Annotated in this window: 20 protein-coding genes and 2 tRNA genes; 5 read left to right on the top strand and 17 right to left on the bottom strand. The window is 56.2% G+C overall.

The annotated features are described in order from the left end of the window. Positions 1-11: 11 nt before the first annotated feature. The 10 genes from nusA to rlmE form a co-directional block, all read right to left on the bottom strand. Positions 12-1,526, bottom strand: coding sequence for a transcription termination factor NusA (gene nusA / locus KF947_RS13350; RefSeq protein WP_009287927.1), 1,515 nt, complete (start codon positions 1,524-1,526; stop codon positions 12-14). Between the two features lie 72 nt (positions 1,527-1,598). Further along, on the bottom strand, positions 1,599-2,060 hold the full coding sequence (gene rimP / locus KF947_RS13345) for a ribosome maturation factor RimP (protein WP_133731588.1): 462 nt from the start codon (positions 2,058-2,060) through the stop codon (positions 1,599-1,601). A gap of 375 nt (positions 2,061-2,435) precedes the next feature. Beyond that, a tRNA-Met gene (locus tag KF947_RS13340) sits at positions 2,436-2,512 on the bottom strand. Positions 2,513-2,672: 160 nt separating this feature from the next. After that, a tRNA-Leu gene (locus KF947_RS13335) sits at positions 2,673-2,759 on the bottom strand. A gap of 46 nt (positions 2,760-2,805) precedes the next feature. Next, positions 2,806-3,165, bottom strand: a complete 360-nt coding sequence (secG, locus tag KF947_RS13330; protein WP_133731589.1) for a preprotein translocase subunit SecG — start codon at positions 3,163-3,165, stop codon at positions 2,806-2,808. Positions 3,166-3,169: 4 nt separating this feature from the next. Further along, entirely contained in the window at positions 3,170-3,919 is a 750-nt protein-coding gene (gene tpiA / locus KF947_RS13325; protein WP_133731590.1) for a triose-phosphate isomerase, read from the bottom strand. Positions 3,920-4,040: 121 nt separating this feature from the next. Then, the gene (gene glmM / locus KF947_RS13320) at positions 4,041-5,390 is read right to left on the bottom strand and encodes a phosphoglucosamine mutase (RefSeq protein WP_227404173.1); all 1,350 of its coding nucleotides are present in this window, start codon (positions 5,388-5,390) and stop codon (positions 4,041-4,043) included. Then, positions 5,387-6,301 (bottom strand): dihydropteroate synthase, encoded by a 915-nt coding sequence (gene folP, locus KF947_RS13315; RefSeq protein WP_133731592.1) that lies wholly within the window; start codon positions 6,299-6,301, stop codon positions 5,387-5,389. Before folP ends, glmM begins: the two co-directional genes overlap by 4 nt. A 104-nt stretch (positions 6,302-6,405) precedes the next feature. Continuing rightward, positions 6,406-8,421: an ATP-dependent zinc metalloprotease FtsH gene (ftsH, locus tag KF947_RS13310; protein ID WP_227404172.1), complete on the bottom strand. Its 2,016-nt coding sequence runs from the start codon at positions 8,419-8,421 to the stop codon at positions 6,406-6,408. 255 nt (positions 8,422-8,676) lie between these two features. Next, positions 8,677-9,324, bottom strand: a complete 648-nt coding sequence (rlmE, locus tag KF947_RS13305) for a 23S rRNA (uridine(2552)-2'-O)-methyltransferase RlmE (RefSeq protein WP_133731594.1) — start codon at positions 9,322-9,324, stop codon at positions 8,677-8,679. 114 nt (positions 9,325-9,438) lie between these two features. Between rlmE and yhbY the strand changes: the two genes are divergently transcribed. Further along, entirely contained in the window at positions 9,439-9,765 is a 327-nt protein-coding gene (yhbY, locus tag KF947_RS13300) for a ribosome assembly RNA-binding protein YhbY (RefSeq protein WP_022520713.1), read from the top strand. A 151-nt stretch (positions 9,766-9,916) separates the two neighbouring features. Here yhbY and greA read toward each other — a convergent pair whose 3' ends face one another. The 3 genes from greA to carA all read right to left on the bottom strand — a co-directional run bounded on the left by greA (position 9,917) and on the right by carA (position 14,834). Continuing rightward, on the bottom strand, positions 9,917-10,393 hold the full coding sequence (greA, locus tag KF947_RS13295) for a transcription elongation factor GreA (RefSeq protein WP_009287920.1): 477 nt from the start codon (positions 10,391-10,393) through the stop codon (positions 9,917-9,919). Then, complete coding sequence (gene carB / locus KF947_RS13290; RefSeq protein ID WP_227404171.1) at positions 10,390-13,620, bottom strand: carbamoyl-phosphate synthase large subunit; 3,231 nt, start codon at positions 13,618-13,620, stop codon at positions 10,390-10,392. Before carB ends, greA begins: the two co-directional genes overlap by 4 nt. Positions 13,621-13,688: 68 nt before the next feature. Beyond that, complete coding sequence (gene carA, locus KF947_RS13285) at positions 13,689-14,834, bottom strand: glutamine-hydrolyzing carbamoyl-phosphate synthase small subunit (protein WP_227406296.1); 1,146 nt, start codon at positions 14,832-14,834, stop codon at positions 13,689-13,691. A 444-nt stretch (positions 14,835-15,278) separates the two neighbouring features. Here carA and KF947_RS13280 point away from each other — a divergent pair, with 444 nt between their 5' ends. Continuing rightward, entirely contained in the window at positions 15,279-16,691 is a 1,413-nt protein-coding gene (locus tag KF947_RS13280) for a DNA cytosine methyltransferase (RefSeq protein ID WP_227404170.1), read from the top strand. Between the two features lie 50 nt (positions 16,692-16,741). Here the strand turns inward: KF947_RS13280 and dapB are convergent, their stop codons facing one another. Next, positions 16,742-17,548 (bottom strand): 4-hydroxy-tetrahydrodipicolinate reductase, encoded by an 807-nt coding sequence (gene dapB, locus KF947_RS13275; protein WP_133731598.1) that lies wholly within the window; start codon positions 17,546-17,548, stop codon positions 16,742-16,744. A gap of 80 nt (positions 17,549-17,628) precedes the next feature. After that, complete coding sequence (locus KF947_RS13270) at positions 17,629-17,910, bottom strand: DUF2218 domain-containing protein (protein WP_133731599.1); 282 nt, start codon at positions 17,908-17,910, stop codon at positions 17,629-17,631. Between the two features lie 265 nt (positions 17,911-18,175). On the opposite strand from KF947_RS13270, the gene KF947_RS13265 reads away from it, so the two are divergent. Genes KF947_RS13265 through KF947_RS13255 form a run of 3 tightly spaced genes read left to right on the top strand, consistent with a single transcriptional unit; the run spans position 18,176 to position 21,157 of the window. Beyond that, positions 18,176-19,309, top strand: coding sequence for an ABC transporter substrate-binding protein (locus KF947_RS13265; RefSeq protein WP_227404169.1), 1,134 nt, complete (start codon positions 18,176-18,178; stop codon positions 19,307-19,309). Continuing rightward, positions 19,299-20,414 carry a FecCD family ABC transporter permease gene (locus KF947_RS13260; protein WP_227404168.1) on the top strand — a complete coding sequence of 372 codons (1,116 nt, stop codon included), beginning with the start codon at positions 19,299-19,301 and terminating at the stop codon, positions 20,412-20,414. The genes KF947_RS13265 and KF947_RS13260 overlap by 11 nt, the downstream gene beginning before the upstream one ends. Next, on the top strand, positions 20,408-21,157 hold the full coding sequence (locus KF947_RS13255; protein WP_227404167.1) for an ABC transporter ATP-binding protein: 750 nt from the start codon (positions 20,408-20,410) through the stop codon (positions 21,155-21,157). Before KF947_RS13260 ends, KF947_RS13255 begins: the two co-directional genes overlap by 7 nt. On the opposite strand, the gene KF947_RS13250 is transcribed toward KF947_RS13255, so the two are convergent. Continuing rightward, the gene (locus KF947_RS13250; RefSeq protein WP_227404166.1) at positions 21,154-22,059 is read right to left on the bottom strand and encodes a DMT family transporter; all 906 of its coding nucleotides are present in this window, start codon (positions 22,057-22,059) and stop codon (positions 21,154-21,156) included. The two genes, KF947_RS13255 and KF947_RS13250, sit on opposite strands and share 4 nt — an antisense overlap. 88 nt (positions 22,060-22,147) lie before the next feature. Further along, positions 22,148-23,296, bottom strand: coding sequence for a molecular chaperone DnaJ (gene dnaJ / locus KF947_RS13245; protein ID WP_223288908.1), 1,149 nt, complete (start codon positions 23,294-23,296; stop codon positions 22,148-22,150). Between the last annotated feature and the right edge of the window lie 32 nt (positions 23,297-23,328).

The following is a 23,328-nucleotide window of genomic DNA, read 5'->3' as shown; positions in this document are numbered from 1 at the left end:
CCGTGACCTGTTTACTGTGTGTTCGAATCCGATGCGTCATCGACTTCAAACCAGGGCGCACGGGCAGTCATGATCAGTGCCGCTGCGCGCGCTTCGTCCAACTCCTCGATATCGACCAGATCGTCGACAGACTGCTCGGCGAGATCTTCCATGGTAACGATGCCGCGACTGGCCAGAATGAAGGCCAGGTGGCGCTCCATGCCATCCATCTCCAGCAGATCTGCTGCTGGCTGGGCACCGTCTAGCGCTTCTTCCGTGGCAATGGCCATCGTCAGCAGCTCGTCTTTCGCACGTGCACGAAGCGCTTCGACTAAATCTTCATCGAACTCTTCGATTTCGAGCATCTCTTCCATCGGCACGTAGGCGACTTCTTCCAGGGTAGTGAACCCCTCATCCACCAATAGGCGAGCGACATCTTCATCAACATCGAGATGCTGGATAAAAGAGTCCACCAGGCTATCAATCTCTTGATCGCGCTTAGACTCCGCTTCCTCTTCGGTCATGACATTAATGCGCCAGCCGGTAAGTTCAGAAGCCAAACGCACGTTCTGACCGCTCCGGCCAATGGCCTGAGCAAGGTTATCCTGCGCCACCGCCACATCCATTGCGTGAGCGTCTTCGTCCACAAGGATAGACCCCACATCGGCAGGCGCCATGGCGTTAATCACCAATTGGGCGGGATTGTCATCCCACAGCACGATATCAACGCGTTCGTTTTGCAGCTCCGAAGAGACCGCTTGAACGCGTGAACCGCGCATACCCACACAGGCACCGACCGGGTCGATGCGGCGATCATTGGTTTTTACCGCAATTTTGGCCCGTGAACCGGGGTCACGCGCAGCACCTTTGATCTCAATCAACTGCTCTGCAATCTCTGGCACTTCAATTTTGAACAGTTCGATGATCAGCTCGGGGCAAGTCCGCGATAGCTGAAGCTGGGCACCGCGTGCATCGGGATCCACTTTGACTAACAGAGCGCGCACCCGCTCGTTCATGCGGTAACGCTCGCCGTGAATCATCTCATTGCGCGGCAAAAACGCCTCGGCGTTTTCACCCAAATCAATGATCAGGCCATCACGTGTGGTCTTTTTAACGATGCCCGCAACCAGTTCACCTTCGCGATCGGCATACTGGCGCACGACTTCGGCCCGCTCGGCTTCGCGTACTTTCTGCACGATCACCTGCTTGGCGGTTTGTGCAGCAATACGGCCAAACGACGCATTTTCGATGCTTTTTTCGACAACATCGCCTAATTTCAGCGGCGGATCGCGCTGTTCGGCGATGCTCTCTTTAATTTCGTAATCTGGCGTTTCGAATTCGTCATCTTCCACAACGGTCCAGGTGCGGAAGGTTTCGTATTCGCCAGTGCGACGGTCAATATGCACGCGCACATTGGCTTCTTCTCTTTCAAAACGCTTGCGTGACGCGCTCGCAAGAGCGGCTTCTACCGCCTCGAAGATGACATCACGCGGGACGCCCTTCTCATTGGAGATCGCGTCAACGACCATTAAAATTTCTTTACTCATGCGTATGCCTCGCCAGAAAACCTATCCTTATGTGCATCACCCCGGCAGCCTGCCGGCAGCGCCGCCACCCGGTCAATCGTCGAACTGCGGTACAATGTGAGCAGAATCAATACTCTCAATTGGAAAGCAGTACTCTTCGCCATCCAGTTGTAGCAGTACTTCATCCCCCTCAACACCGACCAAAAGCCCTTGATACTTGCGCCGCCCGTCAAAGGCAGTGCGCAGTTTCAGCGCGACGTGATGACCTTGAAAGCGGGCAAACTGATCCAGGGAATACAAGGGACGTGCCATGCCTGGCGAGGAGACTTCCAACCGGTACTCACCGGCAATGGGGTCTTCTACATCCATAACGGCACTGACTTGGCGGCTAATATCTGCGCAGTCTTCCACGCTGACACCACTCTCGCGCTCGATATAGATCACCAGCCGCGAATTTTTGCCCTGGGAAAGATGGTCGATGCCCCATAGCTCAAAGCCCATGGCAGCAACAACAGGTTCGATTAGCGCGTGAAGCGCAGCGTGTTTAGTGGCCACAGACAAAGCTCCTATAGCCGTTGCATCAGGCACCTGGCCAGGAGTTATTAGAAAAGCTAGGTGGCTGATTGGCGTTACTCGGGAATGTGTCTCCGGTTTTCCGGACGACATCCGCTATTAAGATATTCGTGCTAACGATATTCTGGCTAACAAAGCGGGAGCGCCAATAAAACAGCGACCAAGCGCGCTTGCTAGCCAAAAGCTGCTAACAAAAAGCCCCTTCACTGGAAGGGGCTTTTTGAAAGAAACCTTGTGTACCATTTCTTAAGTACTACTTCCAGTACCGTCTTAGCAACATGTAACAGGCTTTGCCTGAGATGACCGTTACTTCCAATACGTCTTAGAAATAACAATCTAGAACATGCTACTAGAAAATGGTAGCGGGGACCGGATTTGAACCGATGACCTTCGGGTTATGAGCCCGACGAGCTACCAGACTGCTCCACCCCGCATCAATCTAGGTCGACGATAATAGACACTAAAGCCACTTACGTCAAGAACTACTTGCTTCAAGAACCACTTACTTAAAGCTGTCTTTTTCGCCTCAGGTGCCAACAGGCAATCTGGTAACAAAAGAAACGTTCTGGGAAGCTGGCGTGCCAGCAAAACAGATGGTGCCGAAGGCGGGACTTGAACCCGCACGACCATACGGTCACTACCCCCTCAAGATAGCGTGTCTACCAATTCCACCACTTCGGCAACAGGGGAGGCTAAAGAAACGTTATCTGTCTAACAGCGAAACTACTTACTCGCTGCTTTCCTCTAGCACTGGCGCGGTATTATCCACGTCCGCAGGCCTGTCGTCAAGCGTCGGAACGCTTTGCTGCTGTTCGATCAAACGCGAATCGGGAATGCCCGCTTCCGGTGCCTGGCCCGCCTGGGTGGCAAAGTACGCTAGCGCCATTGAAGTGGCGAAGAAGCCCGCCGCCAAAATGCCGGTGGTGCGCGACAAAAAGTTACCGCTGCCCCGTGAACCAAACACGGTCTGTGATGCACCACCCCCGAAAGCCGCACCAGCTTCGGCACCTTTACCCTGCTGAAGCAGAATGAGTACCACCAGGGCGACCGCAATCACCACATGAATCATAAGAATTGCAACTTGCATGGCGTTATCCTGCTGACTGACAAATGGCATAAAAATCATCGATCTTGAGTGAGGCTCCGCCCACTAGACCGCCGTCGATATCTGGCTGAGCAAGCAGCTCAGCCGCATTGCTTGCGTTCATACTGCCGCCGTAAAGCAAACGCAGTTGCTCGGCGAGGCCCTTATCGAAACCCGCCTGGTAGGCACGGATGCCTGCCATAACGTCCTGGGCTTGCTCAGGCGTTGCCGTGCGCCCAGTGCCAATGGCCCAAACAGGCTCATAGGCAATGACCACCTGCTTACGCTGTTCAGGCTCTAGGCGGGACATCGCATGCCCTACCTGGCGAAGCACCACATCCATCGTGCGCCCTGCGTCGCGCTCCTCCAGGGACTCTCCCACACAGAGGATCGGCGTGATATCCACACTCAATGCTGCGAGCAGGCGTGCAAAGATCTGTTCATCGCTCTCTTTATAGAGCTGACGCCGCTCCGAGTGCCCCACCAACACATGGGAAACTGCAAACTCTTTCAGCATGCGGCCACTTACTTCGCCGGTATGCGCCCCAGAGTGAATGGGATTCAACGTTTGCGCGCCCAATGACAGCACCGTACCTTCAAACGCATGGCGCGCCGCATCCAAATATGGGAACGGCGGAATAATAACCACATCCACACTGCTTGGCGATACGGCGGCGGAGAAGGCCTGGCCGAACTCATTGATCAACGCCACGGAACCATTCATTTTCCAGTTGCCGGCAATTAAAGGCGTACGCATCGACTCTCCTCACTCAAGGTGGAGCGAAATGGTATAGGAGCGGCCTTGTCAAGACAACCGCTGTTATAACCACAAGCTGGGTTTACCAAACCAGTTTACCGAACCGGTTAGCTGAACACATTTAATTAAGTAGCGCTTGAACCTGATCGGCCAAGCTATGCGCCAATTGATCGACATCTAAATGAGCGCGTCCTTCCACCATTACTCGAATAAGCGGCTCAGTACCGGACGGACGTAGCAACACTCGCCCCTCATCGCCCAATTCATGCTCTAACGCAGCCACCGCCTGCTGAAGTGGCGCAGATGCCATGACCTCTTTGGCGTTGGCATGAGCGGGTAAACGTACATTGACCAGTGCCTGGGGTACTTTTTCCAGCTCTTTTAACAGTGTCGGCAGGCTCTTCTGCTCGCGCATCATCAGTGCCAGCACCTGCAGCGCAGAGACGACTCCGTCGCCGGTGGTCTGCACATGACCGCACACAATATGCCCCGAGGACTCACCGCCCAGCTCCCAACCATTGGCGGCCATACGCTCCATCACAAAGCGGTCACCCACTTTAGCCCGCTCAAAGGGAATTCCCAGCTTGTCCAGCGCCATCGCCAGGCCAAAGTTTGACATCAAGGTGCCTACCACGCCGCCCTGCAGCAAACCACGCTCGTGGCGATCACGGGCAATCAGGTAGAGGATATCGTCGCCGTCGATTTCGCGCCCGTCGCCATCTACCAGCAGCACGCGGTCGCCATCGCCATCAAAGGCGATCCCCAAATCCGCGCTTTGCTGAATAACGGCAGCACGCAGAGCCGCGGGATGCGTTGAGCCAACCTGCTGGTTAATGTTTAACCCGTCAGGCGCAGAGCCAATGGTGGTGACATCAGCCCCCAGCTCACGGAACACATTGGGCGCGATATGGTAAGTGGCACCATGAGCACAGTCTAAGACGATTTTCAGACCGTGCAGGCTAAGCCGGTCAGGCAAGGTCGATTTACAAAATTCGATGTAACGGCCTGCGGCGTCGTCGATACGCGTTGCCTTACCCAACTGCGCGGCCTCGGCCGTGGTCAGCGGCGCTTCCAGCATCGCTTCGATACGATCTTCAGTGTCATCGGGAAGCTTCTTACCCTCTGCGGAGAAGAACTTGATGCCGTTATCATCAAAAGGGTTATGCGATGCCGAAATGACGATGCCCGCATCGGCACGGAAGGTGCGCGTTAAATAGGCAATACCCGGCGTGGGCATTGGACCCAGCAGTGATACATCGACGCCCGCTGCCGAGAGCCCCGCCTCAAGGGCGGATTCGAACATATAGCCGGAAATCCGCGTATCTTTGCCGATCAGAACCCGCGTTCGCCCTTTATCACGGCGCAGCACCTGACCCGCTGCCCAGCCCAACTTGAGCATAAAGTCAGCGGTAATCGGTGATTTACCCACCGTACCGCGGATACCGTCCGTCCCAAAATAGCGCCTTGTCATGCGTCAAACTCCTTGTTTAGCGGCGGCTCGCAGCCTTCTTGTAGTACCGCCCACGCCATATTGACTGCGTCAACCGTTGCAGCCACGTCATGCACGCGCAAAATATTTGCCCCACGCTCAACCGCCATGGCAGCAAGCGCCAGACCACCGGAGAGACGCTCCTCCACTGGGCGGCCCAACACTTTTCCAATCATACTTTTGCGTGACATACCCACTAGCAGCGGGAGCTCCAGCGATTGCAGAGACTCCATGTATTTGAGTAAGCGTAGATTGTGTTCGACGGTTTTGCCGAAGCCAAAACCAGGGTCAACCAATAGACGATTGCGGCGCAGACCGGCCGCCTCGCACTCAGCAATCCGACGGGCCAAATAATCCGCCACCTCTTCTTCAATCGGGCGCTGATAAGTGGGCGACTGCTGCATATCCTGCGGCTCGCCCTGGCGGTGCATCAAACAGACGGGCAGCCCGCTACCCACCGCGGCCAGCAGGGCTCCCTCGCGCTCTAACGCACGCACATCGTTAATCATACCAGCGCCCAGTTCGCTTGCCTCACGTATAACCGTCGGGCAGCTGGTATCCACCGACACCAACGCATCCAGTTCGCGCACCAGGACTTCCACCACCGGCGCCACCCGATCCAACTCTTCCTGGGGGCTAACAGGGGTTGCCCCGGGGCGGGTCGACTCGCCACCCACATCTATCATCGCTGCCCCTTCGGCCAACATCCGCTCGGCGTGGCGCAAAGCGTCATCCAATGCCACGTGCTGGCCTCCGTCAGAAAAAGAGTCTGGGGTGACATTAAGAATCCCCATTACCCTGGGAAAGGAGAGATCCAGCAGATGACGCCCGCAACGCAGTTGGCGAGCATTTTCTACGTTTCGTGAAGAGGACGTGTCCAGAATTGATTTCATGCTGCAGCCTGATCAAGAAATGAAACATTGCCGTTATGTGCACAGCATATCAAAAAAGGCGCCCCATGACGGGGCGCCTTTTGCTCATACGGCAGTGCTGGCTATTATGGGCCTGCAGGGCCGCCTAGCGGATCTGAGGGACGGCGACGCGGCCCGTCGTCATCCTCTTCACTGTCACCACCAGACGAATCGCCTCCAGACGCATTTGAAGAAGCATCGTCTTCAGCCTTCGCTTGCGGCTTGTCATCGTTGATAGGCGTACCGCCACCGGACGAGTCACCGTCATCCCAGCCTTCCGGCGGGCGCGGCTCGCGACCTTCCATGATGTCCTTCAACTGCGTGGCATCAATGGTCTCGTACTTCATCAACGCTTCGGCCATGGCATCCAGCTTATCGCGATTATCGGTCAGGATTTGGCGTGCCTGCTCGTAGCAATCGTCGATGATTTTGCGGACTTCCTTATCAAGACGCGTGGTGGTGTCACCAGACTTCATCTTGCCACCACCCTGACCCGGGCCACCGAGGAACTGATGCGATTCATCCTCGTCGTACATAATCGGGCCCATTTCGTCCGACAAGCCCCACTTGGCAACCATGTTATGGGCCAGCTCAGTCGCACGCTTGATGTCGTTTGAGGCGCCGGTGGTTACACCGTTCGGGCCTAACGTCATCTCTTCGGCAATACGGCCACCAAACAGCGAGCAGATCTGCCCCAGAATTTGCTGACGGGAGAGGCTGTAGCGATCCTCTTCCGGCAGGAACATGGTGACACCCAGCGCACGGCCACGGGGAATAATCGTTACCTTATAGACCGGGTCATGGGAAGGCACGACCAGACCGATAATGGCGTGACCCGACTCATGATAAGCGGTATTGAGCTTCTCTTTGTCGGTCATGACCATCGATTTGCGCTCAGCGCCCATCATGATCTTGTCCTTCGCGAGCTCAAGCTCTTCCATGCTGACCAGACGCTTATTGCGGCGCGCAGCAAACAGGGCGGCTTCGTTGACCAGGTTGGCCAAATCCGCACCAGAGAAACCAGGTGTACCACGGGCGATCAGCTGCGGTTTTACGTCATCACCCAGCGGCACTTTACGCAGGTGAACGCCCAGAATGTGTTCACGGCCACGGATGTCCGGCAAACCGACCGTAACCTGGCGGTCAAAGCGGCCTGGGCGCATTAACGCAGGGTCAAGTACGTCAGGACGGTTGGTCGCGGCAATAACGATGATGCCTTCGTTGGCTTCAAAACCATCCATCTCGACCAGCAGCTGGTTCAACGTCTGCTCACGCTCGTCGTTACCACCCCCCATACCGGTGCCACGTGAACGGCCCACGGCGTCAATCTCATCGATAAAGATAATGCAAGGCGCCTGCTTCTTGGCCTGTTCGAACATATCCCGCACACGGGATGCACCGACACCGACAAACATTTCAACGAAGTCAGAACCCGAGATAGAGAAGAACGGTACTTTGGCTTCGCCCGCAATGGACTTCGCCAGCAGCGTTTTACCGGTACCTGGAGGGCCTACCATCAGCACGCCACGGGGAATCATACCGCCCAGGCGCTGGAATTTGGTTGGGTCACGCAGGAAGTCGACCAGCTCTTCTACTTCCTCCTTAGCTTCATCACAGCCCGCCACGTCGGCAAAGGTTGTCTTGATCTGATCTTGAGAGAGCAGCTTGGCCTTCGATTTACCAAAGCTCATCGGGCCGCCTTTACCACCACCGGCTCCGCCCTGCATTTGGCGCATGAAGAACATAAAGATGCCCAAAATCAGCAGAATCGGGAAGCTGGCGATAAGTAGCCGCGTCCAGATACTTTGCTGTTCTGGCTCTTTGCCCACCACCGTCACATTGTTGCTCAGCAGGTCGTCCATCAGCTTCGGATCTTCCGCCGCCGGGCGGATCGTCTGGAACTGAGAGCCGTCCGTGCGCTCACCGCTGATGGTGTAACCATCAATCGTTACGCTACGTACCTGCTGATTTTGCACCTGCTGCACAAACTGAGAATAGTTCGTGTTTTGCGGTGCGCTTTCCGTACTGAAATTGTTGAACACTGTCAGTAGGACGGCCGCGATGACCAACCACAGAATCAGGTTCTTCGCCATATCGTTCAAGGGGCTACCCTCATTACAAGAATCCGTCAGTTAAACCCTGATGCTTAATAAAGCCTTCTACCAATAAGCCTAGTAATACGACATTACATCAGCATCAAGCGTTCAACCATTGCCAAAGCGTCTTATGCCTCGGGCCATCTGTGTCACGCGCACTTATGGCGACTAATGTGACACACGTTGCGCTTGCCTGTCTGGCAATCGCGCTGATAAATCTTGGCTATGAACCACACGGGCAGCCTCTCATGTTAAGCAGAGTCACCCGCGAAACCCCTCGGCCAGAAAATAGACTTCACGGGAACGCGCCCGGGAGGCGTCTGGCTTACGGGTTACTACCTTGTTAAAGCTGCCGCGCAGCTCTTTCAAATAGGCGTCAAACCCTTCCCCCTGGAATACTTTAGCTAAAAACCGGCCACCAGGTGACAATGTTTCGCGGGCAAGTTCTAACGCTAGCTCCACTAAATACATCGCCTGGGGCTGATCAATCGCCGCCATACCACTCATATTGGGGGCCATATCCGACATCACAAGGTCTACACGGCGATTATCCAGGCGTTTTAGTATCGCCTCTAGCACCACCTCTTCAGTGAAATCACCTTGGATAAAATCCACCCCGGCCAGTGCATCCATCTCCAGAATATCAGAGGCAATCACCACACCTTCAGGCCCGACCCTTTCCGCTGCAATTTGACTCCACCCGCCGGGGGCGGCGCCCAGGTCAATCACCGTCATACCAGGACGCAGCAGTTTATCCTTTTCATCCAACTCAATCAGCTTATAGCTGGCACGGGAACGGTAGCCATCTTGCCAGCTCTGCTTCACGTACTGGTCGTCAAAATGCTCCTTCTTCCAGTTATTGCTGGTCTTGCTAACGGAATGTTTTCGGTTCGGGGGCTTTTGCTGCATGTGGGAATCTAACACTGGAATAAGAGATGGGCGCATTCACGCGATCGCTTTCACTCGGTGGCGTTTCACCGTAAGATGGAGCGTTAAGCGCTAACCGGGATACCGCAAGATACCATGAGCTTGTCACAGGCACAAAAGAAAGCATTTCGTAGCATTGGCCACCATCTTAACCCAGTGGTCACCGTTTCTGAGAACGGCGTCTCCGAAAATTTGCTCGCAGAACTTAACCGCGCACTCACTGATCACGAACTGATCAAAGTGAAGCTTGCCCTTCCTGAGCGGGATGATCGTGCTGCCATGATAGCCGAACTGATCGCCAACAGCCGTGCCGATTTGGTGCAAACCATTGGCAAAATGGCACTGCTCTATCGCAGAAACCCGCAGGTGAACCCGAAGCTGTCTAACGTTACCCGCTTTGAGAATCACCACGGACGGCATTAACCGTTAGTTTGAACCTGCGCTAAACGCCCGCTTTAGGCACTGACTTAAGACTATTCTCACTTAAGATCACTCTCACTTGAGAAAAAGCGCCGCTACACCAAAACGCCCCTTCGACCGGCCTAATGCAGGCCAATCGAAGGGGCGTTTTGTATCATACGTGTTCGACGCTACCTACTTCGTACTCCACGTCACCGCCGGGGGTTTTGACCACCACGACATCACCCTCTTCCTTGCCGATCAGGGCACGGGCAATCGGTGAAGTAACCGAGATACGACCAGACTTAATGTCCGCCTCATCTTCGCCGACGATACGGTAAGTGACTTCCGCATCAGTATCCAGATTCATTAGCGATACGGTTACGCCGAAAATCACTTTGCCGGTTTTGGGCAGCTTGGTGACATCAATCACTTGAGCGACGGAGAGCTTACTTTCGATCTCCTGAATCCGCCCTTCGATAAACCCCTGCTGCTCGCGAGCGGCGTGATACTCAGCGTTCTCTTTAAGATCACCGTGTTCACGCGCTTCGGCGATGGCCGCGATCACCTGCGGACGAGCTTCGCTTTTCAGGTGGTCGAGCTCTTCACGAAGGCTTCTTTCTCCCGCAACTGTCATCGGGACCTTGTTCATTGACTTGCTCCTGCATGCAGATCCTGAAGGCGCCGCACCGTAATCTCCCTACCGTACTCAAGCGCCATGCAAACAGCATTAGCGCCCGCCAAGGTGGTCGCATAGGGCACCTTGCGCGAGAGAGCAGTACGGCGAATGACCGAAGAGTCGTTAATAGCCTGACGACCTTCAGTAGTGTTCACAATGTAGGCGATTTCGTCGTTCTTAAGCAGATCGACGATATGGGGACGACCTTCGTAGACTTTATTGACGTGTTCCACGGCAAGCCCGGCAGCTTCCAAAGCAGCCGCTGTTCCCCGTGTTGCACATAGCGTAAAGCCTAATGCTAACAGAGAACGAGCCACTTCGATAATCCCCGCCTTGTCCGGTTCGCGTACGGAAAGGAACGCTTTACGCTCACCGGTCAGCCCAGGAATGGCCTCGCCTGCCCCCAACTGCGCCTTGAAGAAGGCCTCTGCAAAGGTATCGCCAGAGCCCATCACTTCGCCGGTGGACTTCATTTCCGGTGACAGAATCGGGTCGACACCGGGGAATTTGTTGAACGGGAAAACGGCCTCTTTAACACTATAGAAGTGCGGCACGATTTCCTTCTCAAAGCCCTGCTCAGCCAGGGTTTTACCGGCCATGCAGCGGGCCGCAATCTGCGCCAGCGAGGTGCCGATGCACTTGGACACAAAGGGCACTGTACGAGAAGCACGGGGATTAACCTCGATCACATAGATCTCGCCATCCTGCCAGGCCAGCTGCACGTTCATTAAGCCTTTAACGCCCAGCTCAACCGCCATCTGCTTAACCTGATGGCGCATCTCGTCCTGCACATCCGTAGGCAGGGAGTATGGTGGCAGCGCGCAGGCAGAGTCGCCGGAGTGAACGCCCGCTTGCTCTACGTGCTGCATGATGCCGCCGATCACCACCTGCTGACCGTCCGACACCGCATCGATATCGATCTCGATTGCGGCACTCAAAAAGTGATCCAGCAGCACCGGCGAGTCGTTGGAGACTTTCACCGCGTGGGTCATGTAATTTTCAAGCTCGGAGGCGTCGTAGACGATCTCCATGGCCCGGCCGCCCAGCACGTAGCTGGGGCGCACCACCAGCGGGTAGCCAATCGCTTCGGCTTTATCGAAGGCTTCCGCAAAGCTGCGCGCCGTGGCATTGGGCGGCTGCTTCAGGCCCAGCTTGTCGATCATCACCTGGAAGCGTTCACGGTCTTCGGCGCGGTCGATGGCATCCGGCGTGGTACCAATGATCGGCACACCGGCAGCCTCTAGCTCACGGGCCAGTTTGAGCGGCGTCTGACCACCGAACTGGACGATCACGCCCACCGGCTTCTCTTTATCGGCGATTTCGAGCACATCTTCCAGCGTTACCGGCTCAAAGTAGAGACGATCAGAGGTGTCGTAATCGGTAGAGACGGTTTCCGGGTTGCAGTTGACCATGATGGTCTCATAGCCATCGTCGCGCATGGCGAAGGCGGCGTGAACGCAGCAGTAGTCAAACTCGATACCCTGGCCGATCCGGTTAGGACCACCACCCAGCACCATGATCTTCTGACGGTCAGAAACATCCGCCTCGCACTCCTCTTCGTAGGTGGAGTACATATAGGCGGTGTCCGAGGCAAACTCGGCGGCACAGGTATCGACACGCTTATAAACCGGGCGAATACCGGCGGCCTGGCGGGTTTGACGGAACTCTTTTTCGCTGACATTCAGCAATTTGGCCAGGCGTGCATCGCCGAAACCTTTGCGCTTGAGCTGATAGAGTTCACGGGCCGAGAAGTCAGCCAGCGTGCGTTTGGCGACGGCGTTTTCAGTCAGCACCAGATCTTCCAACTGCACCAGGAACCAAGGGTCGATATTGGTCAGGGCAAAGACGTCGTCGACGCTCATACCTGAGCGCATGGCGTCCGCCACGTAGAAAATACGCTCTGCGCCGGCGGCCTGCAGCTCGCCCTGGATAATCGCCATGTTGTCCGGCGTAAAATCGGTAATGATTGGATCGAGACCATCGTTACCGGTTTCCAGACCGCGCAACGCTTTCTGCAGCGACTCCTGGAAAGTACGCCCAATCGCCATCACTTCACCCACTGACTTCATCTGCGTCGTCAGGCGATCGTTGGCCTGGGGGAATTTCTCGAAGGTGAAGCGCGGAATCTTGGTGACCACGTAATCGATAGACGGCTCGAACGATGCCGGCGTTTGACCACCGGTAATATCGTTCTGCAGCTCGTCCAGGGTATAGCCGATCGCCAATTTCGCGGCGATTTTAGCAATCGGGAAACCGGTCGCTTTAGAGGCCAGCGCCGAAGAGCGCGACACCCGCGGGTTCATCTCGATAACCACCAAACGGCCAGTTTTGGGATCCATACCAAACTGGACGTTAGAGCCACCGGTCTCTACGCCAATCTCGCGCAGCACCGCGAGGCTGGCGTCACGCATGATCTGATACTCTTTATCAGTCAGCGTTTGCGCCGGTGCCACGGTGATGGAGTCACCGGTGTGCACACCCATAGGGTCGAAGTTCTCAATCGCGCAGACGATGATGCAGTTGTCGTTTTTGTCACGCACAACTTCCATCTCGTACTCTTTCCAACCCAGCAGCGACTCATCGATGAGCAACTCGTGGTTGTTGGAAAGCTCAAAACCGCGGGTACAGATCTCTTCGAACTCTTCCTTGTTATACGCCACGCCGCCGCCGGAGCCGCCCATGGTGTAAGAAGGACGAATAATGGTCGGGAAACCCAGCTCAGCCTGAATCTCCCAGGCTTCATCCATGGTGTGGGCGACTTTCGCTTTCGGGCACTCCAAGCCAATGCGCTTCATAGCCTGATCGAACAGATCGCGGTCTTCGGCCATGTTAATCGCATCGGCGTTGGCACCGATCATCTCGACACCGAACTTCTCCAGCACACCGTGCTTTTCCAGCTCGAGGGCGCAGTTCAGCGCCGTCTGACCACCCATCGTCGGCAGAATGGCATCAGGGCGCTCGGCTTCGATGATCTTCTCCACCGTCTGCCAGGTAATTGGCTCGATGTAAGTAGCATCGGCCATGGCCGGGTCAGTCATGATGGTGGCGGGGTTGGAGTTAACCAAAATAACCCGGTAACCCTCCTCGCGCAGCGCTTTACACGCCTGGGCGCCGGAGTAGTCGAATTCGCAGGCCTGGCCGATCACAATCGGGCCAGCGCCAATGATCAAAATACTGTTGATGTCGGTACGCTTAGGCATAACGGTTCCCGCAAAAAATGGTGACGATGAGCGACAAAAGACGGCGATACGGTGATGCTAGGGGCGCGTTAACGGCGTGCCTGCATCATAGCCACGAAGCGATCAAACAGCGGCGCCACATCACGCGGGCCGGGGCTCGCTTCCGGGTGGCCTTGAAAGCTGAACGCCGGTCGGTCGGTAAGCTCAATTCCCTGCAAGGTGCCGTCGAACAGCGAACGGTGCGTTGCGCGCACGTTAGCAGGCAGGGTCGCTTCATCCGCCGCAAAGCCGTGGTTCTGGCTGGTGATCATCACGGTGCCGCTATCCAGATCCTGCACCGGATGGTTGGCACCGTGGTGGCCGTGGCTCATTTTGACCGTTTTGGCACCGGCGGCGAGCGCCAGCAGCTGGTGGCCCAGGCAGATACCAAACACCGGAATATCGGTTTCCAGCACGTCCTGAATCGCCTTAATGGCGTAATCGCAGGGTTCCGGGTCACCCGGGCCGTTGGCTAAAAATACGCCATCCGGATTCATCGCCAGCACTTCAGCGGCAGGCGTTTGCGCGGGCACCACCGTCAGGCGGCAGCCGCGGGCGGCCAGCATGCGCAGGATGTTGAATTTAACGCCGTAGTCGTACGCCACCACATGATAGGGGCGCTCGCTTTTGGAAGCATCAGCGTAGCCTTCACCCAGCGTCCACTCACCTTCCGACCACTCGTAGGCCTCTTTACACGACACCTCTTTGGCCAGATCCATCCCTTTCAGGCCAGGGAAAGCCTTGGCGGCTTCCAGCGCCCGCGTAACCGCGTCATCACCTTCCGCATCAGCGCCCGCCAAAATCGCCCCGTTCTGCGCACCTTTGTCACGCAAAATACGCGTTAGGCGGCGGGTATCGATATCGGCAATGCCCAGCACGTTCTGGCTTTTAAGGTAGTCTGAGAGCGACTGCTCAGAGCGGAAGCTGCTGGCCATTAGCGGTAGATCGCGAATCACCAAGCCTGCTGCGGCAATAGACGCTGACTCAATGTCTTCAGCGTTAATGCCAGTATTGCCGATATGGGGATAGGTGAGGGTTACGATTTGGCGGGTGTAGGAGGGGTCGGTGAGGATTTCTTGATAGCCGGTCATGGCCGTATTGAACACCACCTCACCGCTTGTTAATCCGTCCGCGCCAATGGCGATGCCGTGGAACACGCTGCCATCTTCCAGGGCCAATATTGCGGGTTTGCTCAATGCGGGGTTATTCAAAACAAGATCCTCCCATGCTGGTGGGAGCCTGTGGGGCGCAGGCTCAGCAATTTCTTGATTATCCGCGACGTAACACTATCGCTAATAAAAACTATCACTAGTAAAACTGGGGTCGTAAAAAAGCGGGACGAAGCCGATAAAAAGAATCGGTTTCATCCCGCTTGTTGTTCGATGCCTTTCTGAGTTGCTTAGCTTCTGGCGTTACGCTTTACAGCACCGCCACTTTATAGCAGCAAACCCTGAGGAGGCAGGCTTTGGGTTGGCCAACGCAACAAGCGCGCCGTTTAAGATTTCCAGGCCACCCGGCCAAAATTTTTGAAATGTTACAGGAATTCTTGACCCAAGACCACCCCCTTAAGCGCACATTGACACTAACCCGCTAGGCGTCGACCATAGGTACCTGCCTCAGGTTTCGCAAAGGAAACAAGATTGAGTACCCACATCAGCATTGAAGATGCCGCGTTAACGCTTGGGGTAAGCCCTCAGCATGCAAGATCCCTGTGTCGGAAACAGGTGCTAAAGGCAGAAAGAATCGGCAGCACTTGGGTGGTCGATGCCGAAAGCGTCAAACATTACCAGCAAGCAGCAGAGCAGCATATCGCAAAAGATCACCCGGCCTATTTTGACGCTGCCGGCGATACGGACAAGCCCATTGCCTTGAGTTTTTTTTCAGGCGCGATGGGGCTTGACCTGGGCATCGAAGCAGCCGGGTTCGATATCCGCCTAGCCTGCGAATTCGACAAATATTGCCGCCAAACGATTCTACTTAACCGCCCCAAGACCGCCTTGCTCGGCGATATTAATGACTACTCAGCCGCGCAAATTTTAGCAGCGGCGCAGTTAAAGGCAGAGGAGGTCGACTTGATGGTCGGCGGCCCGCCCTGCCAAGCGTTCAGCACTGCGGGCAAGCGCAAGGCGTTCAATGATGATCGCGGCAACGCCTTTCTAAAGTTTATCGATCTGGCGATTGAGATACAGCCACGCTTTCTGGTCATTGAGAACGTACGCGGGCTGCTTTCATGCCCTATGGATCACAGGCCACATAGCCAACGTGGCCCTGGCTTCCCTGACCTCTCGCTAGACGAGATGAAAGGCGGGGCACTTAATTTTGTGCTGTGCCTACTCAGAAAAGCCGGTTACTCGTGCACCTTCAATCTGTATAACTCGGCGAATTTTGGCACCCCGCAAACCCGTGAAAGAGTCATCATCATCTGCTCACGTGATGGCAGCGCGGCACCCTTTTTGCAGCCAACCCACTCTGAGCACGGCAGCCATGGGCTACCCAGGTGGAAAACCTTTAAAGACGCGGTCGCTGGCCTGGAAAGCCACACCCACCTTAACTTTCCAGAAAAACGCTTGAAGTATTATCGGCAGCTAAAGGCCGGGCAGAACTGGCGCGCGTTACCCACCGCCATGCAGCAAGAAGCATTGGGAAAGTCTTATTTTTCCGGCGGCGGCAAAACAGGCTTTTTGAGGCGCCTAAGCTGGGACAAACCCTCTCCCACCCTGGTTACCCACCCCGCCATGCCCGCCACAGACCTGGCACATCCAGAAGAAGACCGGCCCTTATCCATAGAAGAGTACAAACGAATCCAGGAATTTCCCGATGGCTGGCAGCTCGCGGGGCCGCTAGTGCAGCAATATAAACAGGTGGGCAACGCCGTACCGGCCAGCTTGGGTTACGCGGTAGGCAAGCTGATCAAAGACCTGCTCGACAACAGAGCAACGGCGCCGCCTGAAGATTTTAAATTCTCACGCTACCGGGAGACCTCTCACTACGAGTGGAGCCAAGCCTTCGAGCGACAGCAAAAGGTACCGCAGCCCAGCCTCAGCCTATTTTAAAGCTCGCTGTTTAGATGCCCAGAAGGGGCTCTCCCCCCTTCTCGCCCAGGCTAGCTTAGTTCCAACACATCCTGCATATCGTAACGACCGCTCTGTTTGCCAGCGACCCAGCGCGCCGCACGCACAGCGCCTTTGGCAAAGGTCATTCGGCTGGAGGCCTTGTGAGTGATTTCGATGCGCTCGCCTTCGGTGGCAAACATTACCGTGTGTTCACCCACGATATCGCCCGCACGCACGGTGGCAAAGCCGATCTCTTTGTCGGTGCGTGGGCCGCACTGCCCGACTCGCTCGAACACGCCGTGCTCTTTAAGGTTACGCCCCAGGCTGTCGGCAATGACTTCGCCCATTTTGATCGCAGTACCGGAAGGCGCATCAACCTTATGGCGGTGGTGAGACTCGATCACTTCAATATCGTAGCCTTCATCGCCCAGCGCTTTGGCAGCCGTTTCGAGCAGCTTCAGGGTCAAATTAACCCCGACGCTCATATTGGGCGCGAACACCATGGCAACCTTGTCACGGTAGCTATCGAGCTGAGCCAACTCATCATCGCTCATGCCGGTAGTGCCAATCACGATACGCTTGCCGTGCTCTGCGCAGAACGCCAGATTACCCAGCGTGACCTGGGGAGCCGTGAAGTCGATTAGCACATCAAAGTCATCGACAATCGACGCGAGCGAATCGACCGCAACAACGCCGCGCTTCCCTACGCCAGCAAGCTCGCCAATGTCAGCGCCCGCCAAGGAACTGCCTGGCTCCACAATCCCACCAGCAAGCGTCGCCTCAGCATCTTGCTCTACAGCATTTACCAACGTACGGCCCATGCGGCCAGCCACGCCTACAATGGCAATTCGGGTCATGCGAACTCCTGCGCTCTCGGTTTCAGTGCATAAGACTTATGTTTTCAAAATCAGCGCGATTATAGCAGACCAGTCGTTGCCTAGTTCTCCCATACAATCGCCAGCTCTTCATCACCGGCCATACGCACCAAGTGGCGCTCGACTACCCCCTCCAACTCATCCAGATGCTCCTCTTCCAGGGTTTCGAGGGCCACCACCAACTTATCGGCCTCAGCCACCATCAAGCAGGTACCGGTAGCAAACGTAATGGTGGCTTGCTGGTCGCTTTGCTCGACCTCCAACTTATGCGCCCAGTGCTTGCAGAGCCGATTAATCAAACGCTCGGCGGAAGGCGTGACAATTTCAACTCGAGATAAAGGCATAGCGGCCTCTCCAAAAATGTAAGTACTTACTAACTAACAATGCATCAATAACGCATTGCTGCTTAGAGCCAGATGCGTGAAGCCACCGCCGCAGAATAAATGCTAAAACTAGAGCGTAGCATGTTGACCATTAAGCGCAGCACCCCAATAATGCCGCCCAAACGCTAATCAGTTACAATAGCAACTGCATCTCTGTGCTATCAAACTGTAAAGCCCATCAGCGATGCCAGCCTTGTTAATCAATATCGACCAACGAGTTAAAAAAATGCTCAGTTCTCCGCGCTTAAAAATCCTGTTTGGTACGCTTATCAGCTTTGCTTGCGGCGCCACTGCTATGGCTGACGCTATCACTGTTACTGATGTCGCGGGCCGAGAAATCACTCTGGACGCCCCTGCCGAGCGGGTTATTCTAGGCGAAGGGCGGCAAATTTATTTGCTCGGCTTACTCGAACCTGACGCCCCATTCGCCCACGTGGTCGGTTGGCGCGAGGACTTTTCTCAGGCGGATCCTGATAACTATGCCCGCTACCTGGAGCGCTTTCCCGAGATTGAGGAAATTCCCACCTTTGGCGGTTTTAAAGACGGCACTTTTGACGTAGAGCAGGCGGCCTCGCTTAACCCTGACGTGGTGCTGATGAACATCGAGGCTAAGGCCGCCACAGAAGACGCCGCCTACGACGACAAGCTGGCACAACTCGGCATTCCCATCATCTATGTGGACTTTCGTGAAGACCCGCTTGAGCACACCATTCCCTCCATGCGCATTATCGGCCAGATCATGGACGACGAAGAAGCGGCGGAAGAGTTCATCGAGTTTGCCGAGACGCAGCTGGCACGGGTAACCGATGTCATCGCCGAGGCCAACCCGGAGCGCCCCAGCGTGTTTATTGACCGGGCCGGCGGCTACTCCGATGAGTGCTGCATGAGCTTTGGCCCCGCCAACTTTGGCGACTATGTCACTCTGGCTGGTGGAAGCAATATTGCCGAGGGCATCATCCCTAACAGTTTCGGCAACCTGAATCCTGAACAGATTATTGCCGCCAATCCTGACCATGTGGTTGTCACCGGCGGCAACTGGGATGCCTACGTGCCGGGCGGCGATTGGGTGGGCGTAGGACCTGGTTCAGATATGCAGCAGGCCCACGCCAAGCTGGAAGCGCTGACCGAGCGCACCGCGATGACCGGCATTAAGGCCGTTGAATCTGGCAATTTCCACGCCATTTGGCACCAGTTTTACAACAGCCCCTACTACTTCGTGGCCGTGCAACAGTTAGCCAAGTGGTTCCACCCTGAGCTCTTTGCCGACCTAGACCCCAACGCCACCATGGAAGAGCTCCACGAGCGCTTCTTGCCCATCGACTATGAACCCGGCTATTGGATCTCGCTCCATGACGACTGAAACGAAGCTCACTGAAGCCAGACTTTCAGAGACCAGGCATCCAGATACTGCGGCAGCGGAGCACGTTTCACAGGGTCGCGCCTTCTACCATAGCCAGGTTTTCCGCCGCCAGATGATACTGGTGGCACTGGTTTTAGCGCTGTTTTTTAGCCTCTGTGTTGACCTGGCGCTGGGGCCTGCCCGCTATAGCCTGGGTGAAGTGATCGCAGCGCTGTTTACGCCAGACAGCGTTAGCCAGCAGGCGCGAGTCATTCTGTGGGAAATTCGTATGCCGGTGGCGCTAATGGCGCTGGTGGTGGGCGCCAGCCTGTCGGTGGCCGGGGCGCAGATGCAAACCATTCTGAGCAACCCGCTAGCCAGCCCGTTTACCCTGGGGATTTCCGCCGGGGCCAGTTTTGGCGCCGCACTGGGTCTCGCCTTCGGCGTGGCGCTGGTACCAGCCGCCATTGAGTTTGTGGTACCCATCAACGCCTTTGTAATGGCCATGTTCACCGCGTTTTTAATTCATGCCTTAAGCCTTAAGCGCGGCGTGACGGTAGAGACCATTGTGCTGCTCGGCATCGCCATGGTGTTTATCTTCAACTCGCTGATGGCGCTGATTCAGTTCTTTGCCAGCCAGGAGGCAGTCTCCGCAGTGGTGTTCTGGACAATGGGCAGCTTAACCAAAGCCACCTGGCCCAAGTTCTGGATCGCCCTTAGCATTCTTGCCTTGTCCATGCCGCTGCTTGCCCGGCATGGCTGGGCGCTGACCGCCATGCGCCTGGGCGACGCCAAAGCCGAGAGCATGGGCGTCAATCCCCGCGCGCTGCGTTTGGAAGTGCTGGTGCTGGTGTCACTGCTTGCCGCCATCGCGGTAGCGTTCGTGGGCACCATTGGCTTTATCGGCTTGGTGGGGCCGCATATTGCGCGCATTTTACTGGGCGAAGATCAGCGCTTCTTTTTGCCCGGCTCGGCCCTGTGCGGCGCGCTGATACTCTCCGTGGGCTCGGTCATTTCCAAGATCATTATCCCCGGCACCATTATTCCCATTGGCATTATCACCTCGCTGGTGGGCATTCCCTTCTTTCTATTTCTGGTGCTTAACCACAAGAAGGCCTCATGGTAACCCTACAACTGAACCGTGTATCCGCTCGCTACGGGCGTCGCGCTATTCTGGAAGATATCACCACCCCCTGTTTTCAAGGTGGGCAAGTCGTGGCCTTGCTAGGGCCCAATGCGGCGGGTAAATCGACACTTTTTCGCCGCATACTGGGCTTATTGAAAGGCGAAGGCGAGGTGATTATTAGCGGCACCAACGCCGAGCGCCCCGTGGGCTATATGCCCCAGGACACAGGCGCCAAGGCCGTGCTGACGGTCTATGAATCAGTACTTTTGGCACGTATGCAGGGGCGTGGATTAAAAGTGCAGCCTGAGGATTTAGCGCAGGTTGATCGCGCGCTGGAGGAACTCAGCATTACACCCCTTGGCGAACGGGATATTGGCGACCTTAGCGGCGGCCAGCGCCAGTTGGTCAGCGCAGCTCAGGCCCTGGTGCAAGAGCCCGAGATTCTGATGCTGGATGAGCCCACCTCGGCACTCGACCTTAACCGCCAAATTAGCCTGTTGACGGTGCTGCGGCGGTTAGCCGATGAGCGCCAGATGCTGATTCTGGTGGCGCTCCATGACCTGGGGCATGCACTACGTTTTGCCGATGCCGCCATGATGCTCGAAAATGGTCGCTTGATTGCCTGCGGCCCTACCGCCGAGGTGATTACCCCAGAGCTTTTACGTCAGGTCTACCAGGTAGCAGCGCGTATCGAGCCCTGCTCGAAGGGCCAGCCGCAGCTTATCGTCGAAGCGGCTATCTAGCCCTTAACCCTCGCTCTTAACCTACGCCGCCGCCCCTCCATCGCCGCCAGCGCTACCCCGCTTAACATCAGCGGTAGCGCGAGCAGGAAGCCGCTGGAGACAGGGATTCCAAACAGCACCCAATCGGCGATCACAGGCCAGACGAGCGCCACATACTCAAAGGGAGCCAGCCGCGAGACTTCGGCATAGCGAAATGCCAGCGTCATGGCGATGTGCCCCGCCCCACCAAACAGGCCCGAAAGCACCAAAAGCGCAAACTGGGTGTGACTAAGCGAGGCCCACCCCAGCGGCAGCGTCGCCAGCCCGGCTAGCGCTGCCACCACGATAAAGTAGAAGGCGATGGAGCCGGCGGTTTCAGTGCGCGAGATGCGCCGAACGGTAAGCAGCGCCCCAGCGGTCAATATCGCCCCTAGCGTACCCAATACATACCCCAGTAGCCGCCCATCACCTTCGCTTGAATTAAGCCCTGGAATGACCAGCACGGCCATACCCGCAAGGGCCAGCACAATAGCGCCAGCACGATAAAATGAGAACCTCTCACCTAGCAGCAGCACACCGCCTATCGCCATAAACACCGGCGCAAGCTGTACCAAGAGCGTCGCCTCTGCCACCGGCAAGAACGCCACGGCGGAAAACGAGAAGAACATCGCCGCCGCGCCCAATCCAGAGCGCAATAAATGGCCCAATGGTCGGCGGGTAGCCAGCGCCTTGGGAAATTCCCGGCGGATCATTAAAAAGATGACGATCGGGAAGAGTGCAAACAGCGAGCGGAAAAATATCGACTGCCCCACAGGCACTTCGTCACTGACTGCCTTAATGCACACCAGCATGCCGGTGAACAGGGCACCTGACGCTACCCGGAGCAAAATTCCCTTTATGGGTTTATCCTGAAGGTTATCCATCGCGCGGATCATTCCCTAAATAGCAAAAACCCCCGGCGAACCGAGGGTTTTTGAACCAAACAACTAACTGCTAACCATTATCTCAGACTTACGGCTTCATATCTTCAAAGAAGCTCTTCACGCTGTCGAAGAAGCCGGTTTTCTTCGGTGAGTGGTTATGGCTATTGCTGTCGTCGAAGCTCTGTTGCAGTTGGCGCAGTAGGTCGCGCTGCTCGTCGTTGAGCTTGACGGGGGTTTCCACCACTACCTTGCACAGCAAATCGCCGGGCATACCACCACGCACGGGCTTCACGCCTTTACCGCGTAGGCGGAACAGCTTGCCTGTTTGGGTTTCCGGGGGAATCTTCAGCTTCACGCGGCCGTCTAGCGTGGGCACTTCAAGCTCACCACCTAGCGCGGCATCAACAAAGTTGATCGGCACATCGCACTGCAGGTGCTTGCCGTCACGCTGGAAGATGTGGTGCGGCTTGATCGCCACCTGCACATACAGATCCCCAGGCGGGCCACCGTTCACGCCGCTTTCGCCTTCACCATTCAAGCGAATACGGTCGCCGGTATCCACGCCGGGCGGAATCTTGACGGACAGCGTGCGCGTCTCACGTACACGGCCTTCGCCATTACACTTATGGCACGGCACTTTAATGTGCTGGCCAGAGCCATGACAGGTGGGGCACGTTTGCTGCACGGCAAAGAAGCCTTGCTGCATACGCACTTGACCGTGACCGTGGCAGGTAGGGCAGGTCTCTTTAGAAGAGCCTGGCTCAGCGCCGCCGCCATCACAACGGTCACACTCGATATGCCGCGGCACGCGAATATCCACCGTGGTGCCTGAAACGGCGTTTTCCAGATCCAGCTCTAGGTTATAGCGCAGGTCGGAACCGCGTGCCGGGGCATTGGGGCCACGACGGCGACCACCGCCTCCGCCAAAAATATCGCCAAACACATCGCCGAAAATGTCGCTGAAATCACCAGCGCCAGCACCGCCGAAACCACCGCCGCCGCCACCTTGGCCATCAACGCCCGCATGGCCGAATTGGTCATAGGCAGCGCGTTTTTCGCCGTCGCTTAGCACTTCATACGCTTCGGACACTTCGCGGAATTTTTCCGCGGAGCTGGTATCGTCCGGGTTTCGATCAGGGTGGAATTTTTGCGCCAGACGGCGATAGGCCTTCTTGATCTCTTTCTGATCAGCCCCTTTTTCGACACCCAGGACTTCGTAATAATCGCGTTTGGACATAGGCCCTACGCCTCCTGGTTAGCTACGCACTC

Source organism: Halomonas sp. FeN2, from assembly GCF_020595105.1.
Taxonomy (GTDB): Bacteria; Pseudomonadota; Gammaproteobacteria; order Pseudomonadales; family Halomonadaceae; genus Vreelandella; species Vreelandella neptunia.
This window is presented reverse-complemented; position numbering and strand designations above follow the sequence as displayed.

What these genes read in the sequence shown, in the direction of transcription:
- folP (WP_133731592.1), bottom strand. Translation starts at nt 6,301, where the DNA reads ATGAAATCAATTCTGGACACGTCCTCTTCACGAAACGTAGAAAATGCT.
- glmM (WP_227404173.1), bottom strand. Translation starts at nt 5,390, where the DNA reads ATGACAAGGCGCTATTTTGGGACGGACGGTATCCGCGGTACGGTGGGT.
- secG (WP_133731589.1), bottom strand. Translation starts at nt 3,165, where the DNA reads ATGCAAGTTGCAATTCTTATGATTCATGTGGTGATTGCGGTCGCCCTG.
- greA (WP_009287920.1), bottom strand. Translation starts at nt 10,393, where the DNA reads ATGAACAAGGTCCCGATGACAGTTGCGGGAGAAAGAAGCCTTCGTGAA.
- KF947_RS13265 (WP_227404169.1), top strand. Translation starts at nt 18,176, where the DNA reads ATGCTCAGTTCTCCGCGCTTAAAAATCCTGTTTGGTACGCTTATCAGC.
- KF947_RS13260 (WP_227404168.1), top strand. Translation starts at nt 19,299, where the DNA reads ATGACGACTGAAACGAAGCTCACTGAAGCCAGACTTTCAGAGACCAGG.
- KF947_RS13250 (WP_227404166.1), bottom strand. Translation starts at nt 22,059, where the DNA reads ATGGATAACCTTCAGGATAAACCCATAAAGGGAATTTTGCTCCGGGTA.
- dnaJ (WP_223288908.1), bottom strand. Translation starts at nt 23,296, where the DNA reads ATGTCCAAACGCGATTATTACGAAGTCCTGGGTGTCGAAAAAGGGGCT.
- yhbY (WP_022520713.1), top strand. Translation starts at nt 9,439, where the DNA reads ATGAGCTTGTCACAGGCACAAAAGAAAGCATTTCGTAGCATTGGCCAC.
- carB (WP_227404171.1), bottom strand. Translation starts at nt 13,620, where the DNA reads ATGCCTAAGCGTACCGACATCAACAGTATTTTGATCATTGGCGCTGGC.
- KF947_RS13270 (WP_133731599.1), bottom strand. Translation starts at nt 17,910, where the DNA reads ATGCCTTTATCTCGAGTTGAAATTGTCACGCCTTCCGCCGAGCGTTTG.
- rlmE (WP_133731594.1), bottom strand. Translation starts at nt 9,324, where the DNA reads ATGCAGCAAAAGCCCCCGAACCGAAAACATTCCGTTAGCAAGACCAGC.
- nusA (WP_009287927.1), bottom strand. Translation starts at nt 1,526, where the DNA reads ATGAGTAAAGAAATTTTAATGGTCGTTGACGCGATCTCCAATGAGAAG.
- KF947_RS13255 (WP_227404167.1), top strand. Translation starts at nt 20,408, where the DNA reads ATGGTAACCCTACAACTGAACCGTGTATCCGCTCGCTACGGGCGTCGC.
- tpiA (WP_133731590.1), bottom strand. Translation starts at nt 3,919, where the DNA reads ATGCGTACGCCTTTAATTGCCGGCAACTGGAAAATGAATGGTTCCGTG.
- dapB (WP_133731598.1), bottom strand. Translation starts at nt 17,548, where the DNA reads ATGACCCGAATTGCCATTGTAGGCGTGGCTGGCCGCATGGGCCGTACG.